11 protein-coding genes are annotated in these 13,560 nt (G+C 75.0%); 6 read left to right on the top strand and 5 right to left on the bottom strand.

All coding sequences use genetic code 11. The annotated features are described in order from the left end of the window. Together VE546_RS18595 and VE546_RS18590 are read right to left on the bottom strand one after the other, a co-directional pair. The coding region (locus tag VE546_RS18595) for a cupin domain-containing protein (protein ID WP_324923739.1) at positions 1 to 418 on the bottom strand (418 nt) is incomplete at its 3' end. Between the two features lie 90 nt (positions 419 to 508). Beyond that, positions 509 to 1,507 (bottom strand): Gfo/Idh/MocA family oxidoreductase, encoded by a 999-nt coding sequence (locus VE546_RS18590; RefSeq protein ID WP_324923737.1) that lies wholly within the window; start codon positions 1,505 to 1,507, stop codon positions 509 to 511. A gap of 244 nt (positions 1,508 to 1,751) precedes the next feature. Here VE546_RS18590 and VE546_RS18585 point away from each other — a divergent pair, with 244 nt between their 5' ends. From VE546_RS18585 to VE546_RS18560, 6 genes are all read left to right on the top strand, one after another. Further along, positions 1,752 to 2,717, top strand: a complete 966-nt coding sequence (locus VE546_RS18585) for a fibronectin type III domain-containing protein (RefSeq protein ID WP_324923735.1) — start codon at positions 1,752 to 1,754, stop codon at positions 2,715 to 2,717. 37 nt (positions 2,718 to 2,754) lie between these two features. Continuing rightward, positions 2,755 to 3,270, top strand: coding sequence for a metallophosphoesterase (locus tag VE546_RS18580; RefSeq protein ID WP_324923733.1), 516 nt, complete (start codon positions 2,755 to 2,757; stop codon positions 3,268 to 3,270). Between the two features lie 140 nt (positions 3,271 to 3,410). After that, the gene (locus VE546_RS18575) at positions 3,411 to 3,725 is read left to right on the top strand and encodes a YkvA family protein (RefSeq protein WP_324923732.1); all 315 of its coding nucleotides are present in this window, start codon (positions 3,411 to 3,413) and stop codon (positions 3,723 to 3,725) included. 67 nt (positions 3,726 to 3,792) lie between these two features. Continuing rightward, positions 3,793 to 4,575 carry a 5-oxoprolinase subunit PxpA gene (locus VE546_RS18570; protein WP_324923730.1) on the top strand — a complete coding sequence of 261 codons (783 nt, stop codon included), beginning with the start codon at positions 3,793 to 3,795 and terminating at the stop codon, positions 4,573 to 4,575. Beyond that, entirely contained in the window at positions 4,572 to 5,192 is a 621-nt protein-coding gene (locus VE546_RS18565) for an allophanate hydrolase subunit 1 (protein ID WP_324923728.1), read from the top strand. Before VE546_RS18570 ends, VE546_RS18565 begins: the two co-directional genes overlap by 4 nt. Further along, positions 5,189 to 6,061 (top strand): biotin-dependent carboxyltransferase family protein, encoded by an 873-nt coding sequence (locus VE546_RS18560; RefSeq protein WP_324923726.1) that lies wholly within the window; start codon positions 5,189 to 5,191, stop codon positions 6,059 to 6,061. Before VE546_RS18565 ends, VE546_RS18560 begins: the two co-directional genes overlap by 4 nt. Positions 6,062 to 6,134: 73 nt before the next feature. Here the strand turns inward: VE546_RS18560 and VE546_RS18555 are convergent, their stop codons facing one another. The 3 genes from VE546_RS18555 to VE546_RS18545 all read right to left on the bottom strand — a co-directional run bounded on the left by VE546_RS18555 (position 6,135) and on the right by VE546_RS18545 (position 13,313). After that, complete coding sequence (locus VE546_RS18555) at positions 6,135 to 6,449, bottom strand: hypothetical protein (RefSeq protein ID WP_324923724.1); 315 nt, start codon at positions 6,447 to 6,449, stop codon at positions 6,135 to 6,137. Between the two features lie 167 nt (positions 6,450 to 6,616). Beyond that, positions 6,617 to 9,037 (bottom strand): SpoIIE family protein phosphatase, encoded by a 2,421-nt coding sequence (locus VE546_RS18550; RefSeq protein WP_324923743.1) that lies wholly within the window; start codon positions 9,035 to 9,037, stop codon positions 6,617 to 6,619. A 235-nt stretch (positions 9,038 to 9,272) separates the two neighbouring features. Further along, the gene (locus VE546_RS18545; protein WP_324923722.1) at positions 9,273 to 13,313 is read right to left on the bottom strand and encodes a HAMP domain-containing protein; all 4,041 of its coding nucleotides are present in this window, start codon (positions 13,311 to 13,313) and stop codon (positions 9,273 to 9,275) included. Positions 13,314 to 13,560: the final 247 nt, after the last annotated feature.

The raw sequence follows: 13,560 nt of genomic DNA, 5'->3' as shown, positions 1-13,560 counted from the left end.
CCATCTCCACGGCCTTCTCGAAGCACTCCTCGCGCGGCGCGCCCGGTGTGAGGAGCACCGGCTTCGACGTCGGCCCGTCGGAGTCGTTGCGGAAGGCGTGCGGCCCGCCGGGCGGTACGTACCGGAGGTCCCCCTGCCGCCCGGTGGTCCAGTCCTCGCCGTCGTACAGCCGCACCTCGCCGGACAGGACGAGGAAGGGCTCCGGGACCGTCCGGTGGAAGTGCGTCCCGGCGCCGGGCGCCCTCGGTCCCGGCCCGGCCCGGTACGGACCGAACCCGCCCCCGGTCAGGGCGTGGGTGGCGAGGTGGTGGATGCGGTCGCCCCGCGGGGAGGCCGGCTCCGGCTCGGTGCCGGCCGACCCGGACACCGCGCTGGTCCCACCGTGCTCCCCGAGGTAGCGGGGCCCCGGCCAGGACATGGCCGGTTCCTTCCTGCGGCACTACACGGGCCTGCGGCTCTGCACGGGCCCGCGGCTTGTGCGGGGCGCGCCCCGGCCGGGTGCGGCCCGTCAGTCCTGCGGGTAGCGGACCCCGATGCGCTCCCGGACGGCGTCCAGCGTCGCCATCACGGCGAGCGTCCCGTCCAGCGGTACGAGCGGGGACTCCGTCTCCTTCTCCCGCAGGCAGCGCATCACCTCCGCCGCCTCGTGCGTGTATCCCGCGCCGTCCCGGGCCTCGGGCAGCGTGATCTCCTCCGGCTCGCGCCCCTGGCGGTGCAGCCGGAAGCTTTGGGGGGAGAAGAAGCCGTGCGGCAGCTCGATGCGCCCCCGGGTGCCGCTCACGGCCGCCACGGTGGGGCTGGCGGCGGCGATGGAGCACGACAGGGTGGCCACGGCCCCGCTGTCGTAGCCCAGCAGCACTCCGGTGGTCTCGTCCACCCCCTCGGGCGTCAGGTGGGCCCACGCGGCGACCGACGACGGCTCGCCGAGGACCAGGTGGGCGAACGACACCGGGTAGACCCCCAGGTCCAGCAGGGCGCCGCCGCCCAGCCGGGGGTCGCGCAGCCGGTGCGAGGCGTCGGCCGGCGCGGCGATGCCGAAGTCGGCGTGCACCGAGCGCACGTCGCCGATCGCCCCGTCGGCGACGAGGTCGAGCATGCGCCGGACCACCGGGTTGCAGTAGGTCCACATGGCCTCCATCAGGAAGACCCCTCTGCGGCGCGCCAGCGCGACCAGTTCCCGTGCCTGGGCGAGGTTCAGCGTGAGCGGCTTCTCGCACAGCACCGCCTTGCCCGCCTCCAGGCAGACGGTGGCGGCCTCCAGGTGCGCCGAGTGGGGGGTGGCGACGTAGACCACGTCGACGTCGGGGTCGGCGGCCAGCTCCGCCCAGCTCCCGTACGCCCGGGGGATGCCGTGCTCGTCGGCGAAGCGCCGGGCGGAGTCCGGCGACCGCGATCCCACCGCCACGACCTCGCCCTCCGGCAGCGTCGCGAGGTCCCGGGTGAAGGCGCGGGCTATCCCGCCCGTGGCGAGGATGCCCCATCGGACCGTGTCGTCCCTGCGTGTCATGCGCTCCCCCCGGTACGGGCCTGCGGTCGGCGTGCCGCGTTCACCCTACGGGCGCCGCCGCGGGGCTGTCGCGGGTGTCCGTCATGCGGGTCCGCCGCGCCGTTTCCGCCGGCCGTTTCCACGCGCCGTCAGGAGGGAAGCGGGCCGCGCCCCTTGCCGTCGCCCGGCCCCTGTGTCATATATGTCCAGACCATTGTCGCCGACCTTCATCGGCGAAGACCTTCTGCCGATCGGGGAGTTCGCCATGGGACGGGCATCCGGGCCTGCCGCACTGGTCTCCGTCTGCCTGCTGCTGACCGCGTGCGGGACGGAGAAGGGGGACACCCGGCCCCCTTCCGCGCCCACCGGCGTCACGGCCCAGGCGGGCAGCGCCACCTCGGTGCACGTCATGTGGAACAGCTCCACCGACGACACCGAGGTCACCGGGTACGAGGTGCACCGGTCGGGCCGGAAGGTCAAGGACGTGCCCGGCGAGCGGCACATGGTGGACATCGGCGGGCTGAAGCCCTCCACGGCCCACACCTTCACCGTCCGGGCCAGGGACGCGGCGGGCAACCTCTCCCCGTACAGCGCGAAAGTCTCCGTCACCACCCCCGCGGCGGCACCCGACGACCACGCCCCGCCCACCCGGCCGGAGGGGCTGCGGGGCCGGGCCGAGGGCTCCCGCGCCGCCACCCTCACCTGGCGGCGGTCGGCCGACGACCAGGGCGTGGCCTCGTACGACATCCTCCAGGGCGGGACGAGGATCCACCGCGTGCCCGGCGGCGAGACCACCGCACTGGTCACCGGGCTGCGGCCCGGCGTCCGCTACACCTTCACCGTCGTCGCGCGCGACGCGGCCGACAACGCCTCCCCGGCGAGCCGGGCCGTACGGGTCACCACCGCCTCGGAGCCGGGCGGCGGGCCCGGCACGGCGCCCGCCGGCTTCCGGGCCACCGGCCGCGCCGCCGACGACGGCTACCACATCGACCTGTCCTGGGTGCCGCCGAAGACCGGCGGCCGGGTCACCCAGTACGAGATCCACCTCGACGGCAAGCTCGCCACGACCCTCAACTGGGCCGCCGACACGCCCCGCGGCAGGGTCTCCTACAGCCTCTACGCCGGTGAGAAGCCGGGCGTCACCCACACCGTGCGGCTCCGCGCCAGGCTCCCCGACGGGACCTGGGGCGCCTTCTCCGCCCGGCGGACCGTCACCCTCGGCGAGGAGTGAGGGCCCGCGGGCGGACGCGCGGGGCTACGGTGGGGACGTGCGCCTGCTGCTGATGGCCGACACCCACCTCCCGCGCCGCGCCAGGCGGCTTCCGGAGGAGCTGCTGGCGCGCGTGGCGGAGGCCGACGTGGTCATCCACGCCGGGGACTGGGTGGACGCCGCCACGCTCGACCTGCTCCAGGAGCGCTCGCGGCGCCTGATCGGGGTGTACGGCAACAACGACGGCCCCGAACTGCGCGCCCGGCTGCCCGAGGTGGCCCGCGCCGAGCTGGGCGGGCTGCGGTTCGGCGTCGTCCACGAGACGGGGCCGAAGCAGGGGCGGGAGAGGCGCTGCGCCGCGCGCTTCCCCGACCTGGACGTGCTGGTCTTCGGCCACAGCCACATCCCCTGGGACACCACGGCCGCCAAGCCCGGGGGCGGGAGCCTGCGGCTGCTCAACCCCGGCTCGCCCACCGACCGCCGCGCCCAGCCGTACTGCACCTACCTGACGGCGGTGGCGGACGCCGGGGAGCTGCGCGAGGTCGAACTGCACCGGCTGCCGCCCCGCCGCTGACCGGCCGCCTCGCCGACCGCGACCCGCGGGCCGGGGTTTGGAACGGCGTTCCGGGGCGATCCTCACTCCCACCGGCCGGCGGCCCGCACCGATGTCCCGCACGGGCGCCGCCCGGCCGGGACGCGGAAAGGGAGGAGCAGGTGGAGACCTGGCAGCTCGTACTGGTCGTCGGCGGCGCGGTGGCGGCGGCCGCGACGCTCGCCGCGGCGGCCGTCCTCCTGGTCAGACTCGTGCGCACCTACCGACTGCTGCGGGGCGAGGACGCCCCGGCGGGCACCAAGGCCGCCTTCTGGGGGGCGGTCCTGTACGCGGCCCTGCCGGTCGACCTGCTCCCGGACCCGGTCTACCTGGACGACATCGGGCTGCTGGCGGTGGCCCTCCACCACCTGGGGAAGACCGCCCGGCGGCTCGGACGGGCTCCCGGGGAGACCGGCCCGGTGGAACACCGCCTCTGACCGGCCCGCCGCGCACCGCGGCGGTGACGCGTTCTCCGCCCGCCCGTCTCCCGGCTACGCTCGTCGCATGGCAGGGCGGCAGGCGGACAACGGCACGGTGATCGACCTCAACGCCGACCTCGGCGAGGGCTTCGGACGCTGGCGGCTCACCGACGACGACGCGCTGCTGGCCGTCGTCAGCAGCGCCAACGTCGCCTGCGGCTTCCACGCCGGGGACCCCTCCACCATGCGGCGGGTGTGCGCGGCGGCGGCCGAGCGGGGCGTGACGATCGGCGCGCAGGTCTCCTACCGGGACCTGGCGGGCTTCGGGCGGCGGGCGATGGACGTCCCCGCCGGGGAGCTGGCGGACGAGATCGCCTACCAGATCGGCGCCCTGCGGGTCTTCGCCGAGGCCGCCGGGGCCCGCGTGGCCTACGTCAAACCGCACGGCGCCCTCTACAACCGCACGGTGCACGACGCGGACCAGGCACGGGCGGTGGTGGCGGGGGTGCTGCTGGCGGGCGGGGAGCTGCCGGTGCTGGGGCTGCCCGGCTCGCTGCTGCTGACGGCCGCCCAGGACGCCGGACTGCCCGCGGTCGCCGAGGCGTTCGCCGACCGCGGCTACACCCCCGCCGGGACGCTGGTGCCGCGGCGGGAGCCGGGCGCGGTGCTGGAGGAGCCCGGCGCCGTGGTCGCCCAGGCGCTGGACATCGCGCTGCGCTCCGCCGTGACCGCCGGCGACGGGCGGCGGGTGGCCGTCACCGCCCGGTCGCTGTGCCTGCACGGCGACACCCCGGGCGCCGCGGCGCTCGCCCGGCGGGTGCGGGGGGCGCTGGAGGACGCCGGCGTGCGGATCGAGGCGTTCGCGTGAGCCCCAGGGTGCTGCCGGTGGGCAGGCGCGCCCTGCTGGTCGAGGTGGACGGGGTCGAACAGGCCCAGGCGCTCCACGCCGAGCTGGTGCGGCGGCGCGCGGCGGGCGAGCTGCCGGCGGTGGAGGAGATCGTCCCGGCGGCGTCCACCGTCCTGCTGGACGGCCTGGACGATCCGCGCGCGCTGGCGGACCGGCTGCGGCACTGGCGGGTGCCGGACGCCGCCCCGGCCGGTGCCGCCTCGGTGGTGCTGCCGGTGCGCTACGACGGGCCCGACCTGGCCGAGGTCGCGGAGCTGTGGGGGGTGGCCGAGGAGGAGGTGGCCGCGATCCACACCGGCATCGGGTTCCGCGTCGCCTTCTGCGGGTTCGCCCCGGGCTTCGGCTACCTCACCGGGCTGCCCGAGGACCTGCACGTGCCCCGGCGGGCGGAGCCCCGCACCGCGGTGCCGCCCGGCTCGGTCGGCCTGGCCGGGCCGTACACGGGGGTGTACCCGCGCACCTCCCCCGGCGGCTGGCGGCTCATCGGCCGGACCGACGCCGTGCTGTGGGACGCCGCCCGGGAACCGGCCGCGCTGCTCTCCCCCGGCACCCGGGTGCGCTTCGAGGCCGTCCGGTGACCGGCGGCGGCGTGCTGGAGGTGGTACGGGCCGGGGCGCTGACGACCGTTCAGGACCTGGGCCGGGTGGGACACGCCCATCTGGGGGTGCCCCGCTCGGGGGCCCTGGACGTCCCCGCGCACCGGCTCGCCAACCGCCTGGTGGGCAATCCGGCCGGCGCCGCCACCCTGGAGACGACCCTCACCGGCTGCGCGGTGCGCGCCGGGCGCCCCGTGACCGCGGCGGTGACGGGCGCCCCCTGCGCGGTGCGGATCGACGGCCGTCCGGCCCCGTGGGGCGCGGCGGTACGGGTGCCGGCCGGGGCCGTGCTGGACGTCGGCGCCGCCCGGCCGGGGGTGCGCAGCTATCTCGCGGTGGCGGGGGGCATCGACGTCCGGCCGGTGCTCGGCAGCCGCTCCACCGACCTGCTGTCCGGGCTCGGACCGGCGCCGCTGACCGACGGGGTGCGGCTGCCGGTGGGCCCGGTGAGCGGTCCCGTCCCCTGGGCCGATGCCGTCCCGGCGCCGGGGCCGCCGACCGGGGAGCTGGTGCTGCCGCTGGTGCTCGGGCCGCGCGACGACTGGTTCACCCCGGACGCCCTGCGCACCCTGGCCCGCCGGACGTACCGGGTGTCGTCCGCGAGCAACCGCATCGGCCTGCGGACGGAGGGGCCGCCGCCGGAGCGCGCCCGGGACGGGGAGCTGCCCAGCGAGGGCATGGTGCTGGGCGCGGTCCAGGTGCCGCCGGGCGGTGGCCCGGTCGTCTTCCTCGCCGACCACCCCACCACGGGCGGCTATCCGGTCGTCGGCGTGGTCCCCGGGGAGGCGCTGGCGGCGGCGGCGCAGGCGGTGCCGGGGCTCGCCGTGCGCTTCGTCCTCCTGCGGCGCTGAGGGCGGGGCCGCGAAGGGGCCGGGAGAAGGCCGGAGGCCGGAGAGGGCGCCGGAGGGTCCGGGGCGGCGCGGCTCAGTCCCCCTGCGTCCTCCTGCCGTGGGACTCCTCGCCGGCGCCCACCTCCCGCTCCCGCTCCTCCCCGGTGTCGTCGGCGCCGGTGTCGCGGGCCTCGACGCCCTTCAGCGGTTCGCCCTCGACGGTCCCGCCTCCGGAGTACCCCTCCGCGGCGCTCGCCGTGCCGGGGACGACGGCGTGCCGCGGCTGCGCCTCGCGGCCGGAGTGGGCCCCGGGGCCCCGGTCGGCCGGGTCCGTGCGGCGCTCCCTGTGTTCGCCGTTCCGGTCGCCCTGGTCGCCCTGGTTGCTCTGGTGCTCGGTGGCCTCGCCCATGACCGTGTACCTCGCCGTTCCTCGCTGTTTCTCGCCGTTCCTGGCCGTTCTTCGCGGTTCGTCACCGCGCGTCGTGTCGCGTGCCGCGTTCGGACGCACGGCGCAGGTACCCGGTGGCCCCGGCCGGAAACGGCCGCGGCCGGCCCCGGTGTCCGGGGCCGGCCGGGTCAGCGCATCCGGACGCCGACGATGCAGGTGTCGTCGTCGGTGTCGGCGTTGCTGTAGGTCAGGAGGCGGTCCAGGCGCTGTTCGAGGGTGGCGTCGGCGGGTTCCTGGGCGGCGGCCAGGAGCTGTTCGAGGTTCTCCAGGGACTCCTGGAGGGAGCGGTCCCTGCGCTCGATCAGGCCGTCGGTGTACATCAGCAGCATGTCGCCCGCCTGCAGTTCCAACTGCTCCTCCTCGTACTTGGCGTCCGGGAGGGCGCCGAGGAGGAGTCCGCCGACCATGGGCAGCGTGGCGGCCCGCTGATCGCGCACCAGGACCGGGGGCGGGTGCCCGGCCCGGGCCCAGCGCAGCGTCCGGGTGTCGGGGTCGTACAGGCCGCACACGGCGGTCGCGGTGACGTTCTCGGTGAGGTGGTGGGCGACGGTGTTCAGCCAGGACAGGATCTGCGCGGGGCCCGCGCCGGTGGTGGCCAGGCCGCGCAGGGCGTTGCGCAGCACCACCATGCCGGTGGCCGCCTCGATGCCGTGGCCCGCCACGTCCCCCACCGACAGCAGGACCTGCCGGGAGGGCAGGACGACGGCGTCGTACCAGTCGCCGCCGACCAGGTGGTCCTCCTCGGCGGGGCGGTAGCGCACGGCGATGTGCAGGCCCTCGGCGTCGATGGGGCCCCGGGTGGGCGGCATGATGGCGCGCTGGAGCTGCAGCGCCATGCGGTTGCGCTCGGCGGCCTCCTGCTCGGTCTGGGCGAGCTGGTCGCGGGTGGCGCCCAGCGCGACCTCGGTCCAGTGCTGGGCGGAGACGTCCTGGCAGGCGCCGCGCACCGCGACGAGCCGGCCCTCGGCGTCGAGGGCGGGCTCGGCGACCACGCGGATGTGCCGCACGATCCCGTCGGCCCGCCGCAGGCGGAAGGCCGCGGAGGCGGGGCGGCGGTGGTGCAGCAGGGTGCGCAGGAACCGCCCGATGGCGTCCTCGTCGTCGGGGTGGGTGTGGGCCGGGAGCTGCTCCAGCGGGATCGGCGCGGCGGTGGGCGGCAGCCCGTGGAGGGCGAAGAGCTGGCTGTTCCAGACGATCTCGCCGGTCGCGAGGTTCTCCTCGAAGCCGCCGATGCGGCCCAGCCGCTGGGCGTGCTGCAGCACCCTGGCCAGCCGGGCCGCCTCGTCCTGCACGCGCCAGATGAGCAGCACGCTCTCCCCGTGCCGGCTGATGCTGACGCCCGCCTCCACGGTCAGCGGCACCTGGCCGACCAGTGCGCGCAGCACCACCCGTTCGGCGCGGAAGGGCTCACCGGTGGCGTGGACGTGCTCTATCTTCTCGAACAGGCCGCTCTCGCCCATCACCAGCGGATAGGCCTCCAGCAGCAGGGCGCCGGCGACGGCGCTGCGCGGGCGCCCCACCGGGTCGACGAAGTGGCTGCTGACGTGGTGGATGCGGAAGTCGACGAGCCGGCCCTCGGCGTCCAGGTGGGGTACGAGCACCAGGGCGGGGTCCAGCAGGCCGTCGGCGAAGTCCACCAGCTCCGAGAGGCCGGGGTGCCGGGCGTGCTGGGGGTGGCCCGGGTCCGGGGAGACCGGGGAGCGGCTGTCCAGGGTGTGGGCGCACAGTTCCGCCAGGGCCTCGATCTGCCGCTGGACCTGCGGGGGCTGCGGCTCCAGCGGGCCGGGCCAGCAGATCTCCAGTACGCCCAGGATGCGTCCGCCGTTGCCCGCGGGCACCGTGACCCGGCAGCCGTCGGGTGCCTGCCGCCGTCCCAGGGTGGGGAGCCCCGCCGCGGCGGGGGACTCGAACCACACGGTGCGGCGTTCGGTGAGGGCCCGGCGGGCGAGCGTGGCCACCCCGGGGGGCACGTAGTGCCACCGGGCGGCCTCCTCCGCGGCGAAGCCGGCCCAGCCGGCCAGGGTGAGGGAGGAGTCGGTGCCGGCGGCCCAGATCGCCACCGCCGTGGCGCCCAGGGGCGTCAGCGCGTGCTGGAGGAGGGACTCGGCGACCGCCTGCGTGTCGCCGGCGGCCAGCGCGCCGCTCTCCGCGGTGCGCAGCCGCACCGACAGCGACGGGGCGTCCTTACCCCCGGCCGTGCGGCCCCCGCCGGTGTCCTCCTGCTCCTCCCGGGCCCGGACCACGAAGTCGCGGGCCGCCTCGGTGAGGCGGTCGCGGGCCGCCTGGTTGATGAGGTCGGCGGCCAGTTCGAGCCGGGACACCCCGGCCTGGTCGGCGAGGACGGCCAGTTGCTTGGCGGCCTGCGCCGGCCCGCAGCCCAGCCGCTCGACCAGGATGCCCTTGGCCATCTCGATCAGGGCGCGGCCCTCGGCCGCCGCGTGGGCCTCCCGCACCTCGCGGCGGAGCCGCTCGACCGTGGCGGCCAGCCGGCCCAGGCTCGCCTCGGTGTCGTTCCGCGGCGGCCCCTCGTACAGCCGCCCCTCGTACAGCCGTTTCTTCTGCGGCCGCCCGTCGTGCCGGTGCCCCTCGTGCGGAACCACGGCCGCGGTGCCGTTCCGCGCGGACGTGTCCTCGACGGGCGCCTCCCCCTCCGGGACGGCCCCGGGCGGCCCGTCCTGACGGACGGACTCGTCCGGCCGCTGGGTCTCCACTGCGCTGCTCCTTCGGGGAAGGGTGGTGTTCGACGGACGGGGGCGGCCGGCCCGCGGGCCGGCCGCCGCGGACCTAGACGCCCAGGCAGCGCCGGATGCACGCGATGAGGTCACGGGCGTCCAGCGGCTTGGTGACGTAGTCGTTGGCCCCGGAGGCGAGGCTCTTCTCCCGGTCCCCGGGCATCGCCTTGGCCGTCACCGCGATGATGGGGATTCCGGCGTACTCCGGCATCGCGCGGATCGCCGCGGTCGCGGCGTAGCCGTCCATCTCCGGCATCATCACGTCCATCAGGACCAGGTCGACCTCGGGGTGGCTGGTGAGGGTCTCGATGCCCTTGCGGCCGTTGTCGGCGTGGAGGACCTGCATGCCGTGGAGTTCCAGGATGCCGGTGAGGGCGTAGACGTTGCGGGCGTCGTCGTCGACGACGAGCACGGTGCGGCCCACCAGCGCCTGGTCGATCTCCCGCGGCGCGAACGGCTCGGGGTCCTCGGAGCGGACCAGCGGCAGCACGTCGCCGGGCTCCTCCGCGGTCAGGTGCAGGGCGATGCGCTCGCGCAGCTCGTCCAGGCTGGAGAGCAGTTCCATCGGCCGGGCGGCGGCGCGGGACTGCAGCGCCCGCTCCTGCTCCGGGTCCAGGCGCCGGTTGTTGTGGGCCAGGACCGGGACCCGGCGCAGGGCCGCGTCGCCGTCCATGGCCTCCAGGAAGCGCAGCGCCGTCCCGTCGGGCATGTCGAGCTGCAGCACCACGCAGTGGCAGGCCTCGGCGGCGAGCGCGGCGGCGGCCTCCTGCGCGCCGACGGCGGTGACGATCTCCACCGGGCCGCGCGGGTCGCTCGGGCCGTGGCCGCCCTCGGCCAGGTCGGCCACGGCGTTCTCGGCCACCAGGGAGAGCAGGCCGCGGGGGCGGTCCTCGATGACCAGCAGCCGGCGCTGCTGCGGGCGGGCCGGCGGGTCGACGGCGGGCTGCTCGGTGCCGGACTCGGCGTCGGCGGTCTCCTCCTGCCGGGCGTCGGCGGGCTGGGAGCCGTCCGCGCGGGCGGCGAAGTCGGGCCGTGCCACGGGCAGGTAGAGGGTGAAGGTGCTGCCCTGGTCCGGGACGCTCTCGACGGTGATGGCGCCGCCCAGCAGGTAGGCGATCTCGCGGCTGATGGACAGGCCCAGCCCGGTGCCGCCGTACTTGCGGCTGGTGGTCCCGTCGGCCTGCTGGAAGGCCCCGAAGATGGTCTCCAGCTGCTGTTCGGGGATGCCGATGCCGGTGTCCTCCACGCGGAAGGCGATGGCCGAGCCGTGCATGCGGACCGAGGGGGGCAGCTCGGTCGGGTCGACCGGCTCGATCCGCAGCCGGACGCTGCCGGACTCGGTGAACTTCACCGCGTTGGACAGCAGGTTGCGCAGCACCTGCCGCAGCCGGGAGTCGTCGGTGAACAGGTCGACGGGCACCCCGGGCGCGGTGGTGATCGTGAAGTTCAGGCTCTTCTGCGTGGTCAGCGGCCGGAAGGTGGCCTCGACGTAGTCCAGCAGGCGGCGCAGCGGGACGCGTTCGGGGTTGATGTCCATCTTGCCGGCCTCGACCTTGGACAGGTCCAGGATGTCGTTGATGAGCTGCAGCAGGTCGGAGCCGGCGGAGTGGATGATGCCCGCGTACTCGACCTGCTTGGGGGTGAGGTTGCGGGTGGGGTTCTGCGCCAGCAGCTGGGCGAGGATCAGCAGGCTGTTGAGCGGGGTGCGCAGCTCGTGGCTCATGTTGGCCAGGAACTCCGACTTGTACTTGGAGGCCAGCGCGAGCTGCTGGGCCCGCTCCTCCAGTTCCTGCCGGGCCTGCTCGATCTCCAGGTTCTTGGTCTCGATGTCGCGGTTCTGGGAGGCCAGCAGGGCGGCCTTCTCCTCCAGCTCGGCGTTGGAGCGCTGCAGCTCCTCCTGCTGGACCTGCAGTTCCTCGGAGCGGGCCTGGAGCTCGGCCGCCAGGCGCTGCGACTCCGCCAGCAGCTCGTCGGTGCGGGCGTTGGCGACGATGGTGTTGACGTTGACGCCCACCGTCTCCATCAGCTGGCCGAGGAAGTCCTTGTGGATCGCGGTGAAGGGGGTCACCGACGCCAGTTCGATGACGCCGAGCACCTGGTCCTCGGCGAGGATCGGCAGCACGATCAGGCTGGTCGGGTCGGTGGAGCCCAGGCCGGAGGCGACGCTGACGTAGCCGGGGGGCAGGTCGTCGACGGTGATGGTGCGGCGGCTGCGGGCCGCCTGGCCCACCAGGGACTGGCCGAGCCGGAACCGCGGCGGCTCGGCGCCCTGGGCCACGTCCGGATGGCCGTAGGAGCCGATGAGGCGCAGCTCGGTCTCCCCGGAGTCGTCCTCCTCGGCGAGGTAGAAGGCGCCGTACTGCGCGTCGACCAGGGGGGTGAGCTCGTCCATGATCAGCTCGGCCACGACCGACAGGTCGCGGCGCCCCTGCATCAGGCCGGAGATGCGGGCCAGGTTGGTCTTGAGCCAGTCCTGCTCCTGGTTGGCCCGGGTGGTCTCGCGCAGGGACTCCACCATGAAGTTGATGTTGTCCTTCAGGTCGGCGACCTCGCCGGAGGCGTCCACGGTGATGGAGCGGGTCAGGTCTCCCGCGGCGACGGCGCTGGTGACCTCCGCGATCGCGCGCACCTGCCGGGTCAGGTTGCCGGCCAGTTCGTTGACGTTCTCGGTGAGGCGCTTCCAGGTGCCGGAGACCCCCTCGACCTCCGCCTGGCCGCCGAGCCGGCCCTCGCTGCCGACCTCGCGGGCGACCCGCGTCACCTCGGCGGCGAACGCCGAGAGCTGGTCGACCATCGTGTTGATGGTGGTCTTCAGCTCCAGGATCTCGCCGCGCGCGTCGACGTCGATCTTGCGGGTGAGGTCGCCCTGGGCGACCGCGGTGGTCACCTGGCCGCTGTTGCGGACCTGACCGGTCAGGTTGTTCGCCATGGAATTGACGTTGTCGGTCAGGTCCTTCCAGGTGCCCGCGACGTTGGGCACCCGGGCCTGGCCGCCGAGGATGCCCTCGGTGCCCACCTCACGGGCCACCCGGGTCACCTCGTCCGCGAACGCCGACAGCGTGTCCACCATCCTGTTGATCACGTCGGCGAGGGCGGCGACCTCGCCCTTGGCCTCGACGGTGATCTTCTGGGACAGGTCTCCGCGGGCGACCGCGGTGGCCACCTGGGCGATGGAACGCACCTGGTTGGTGAGGTTGGACGCCATGGAGTTGACCGAGTCGGTCAGGTCCCGCCAGGCCCCGCCGACGCCCGGCACCTGCGCCTGGCCGCCGAGGATGCCCTCGGTGCCGACCTCGCGGGCCACCCGCGTCACCTCGTCCGCGAACCCCGAGAGCTGGTCGACCATCGTGTTGATGGTCTCCTTCAGCTCCAGGATCTCCCCGCGGGCATCCACCCGGATCTTCTGGGTGAGGTCGCCCTTGGCGACCGCGGTGGTCACCTGGGCGATGGAGCGGACCTGGTTGGTGAGGTTGGACGCCATGGAGTTGACCGAGTCGGTCAGGTCCCGCCAGGCCCCGCCGACGCCCGGCACCTGCGCCTGGCCGCCCAGGATGCCCTCGGTGCCCACCTCACGGGCCACCCGCGTCACCTCGTCCGCGAACCCCGAGAGCTGGTCGACCATCGTGTTGATGGTGTTCTTCAGCTCCAGGATCTCGCCGCGCGCATCGACGGTGATCTTCTGCGACAGGTCGCCCTTGGCGACCGCGGTGGTCACCTGGGCGATGGAGCGGACCTGCGTGGTGAGGTTTCCGGCCATGAAGTTGACCGAATCGGTCAGGTCCCGCCAGGCCCCGCCGACGCCCGGCACCTGCGCCTGACCGCCGAGCCGCCCTTCGCTGCCGACCTCCCGGGACACCCGCGTCACCTCGGAGGTGAACAGCGACAACTGGTCCACCATGCCGTTGAACACCGTGGCGATCTCGCCCAGGAGGCCGTCGGCGCCGTCCGGCAGCCGCGTGCCGAAGTCGCCGTCCCGGACCGCGGTCAGGCCGGCCAGGAGCTGCCGCAGCTCCTGCTCGCCCGCCTTCCCGGCGTTCCGCGCGCTCCTGCCTCGCCCTCCGGGGCGTGCCTCGCCGACCGTGGTGTCAACCATGTCCGCCCTCGTTCCGCTCGTCCGCCACCAGGGCTCACCACGCATGGCAACCCCATCCGCGCGCAGGGGATGGATGACTGCTCGGTTGCTCCACGCTCGCAAGCCGTGATGTTTGCCGTTCGACAAACATGCAAACAGGGCCGAGATTACCCCACCCCGCGCAGTGCTCTGAATCATGGTTTCCCAACGGCCTTCCCGGGCAGACGTCTTCGGAGCCACGGGCTCCGGGACGTTCCGGAGGCGGGGG

The organism is Streptomyces sp., from assembly GCF_035644915.1.
Lineage (GTDB): Bacteria > Actinomycetota > Actinomycetes > Streptomycetales > Streptomycetaceae > Streptomyces.
This window is presented reverse-complemented; position numbering and strand designations above follow the sequence as displayed.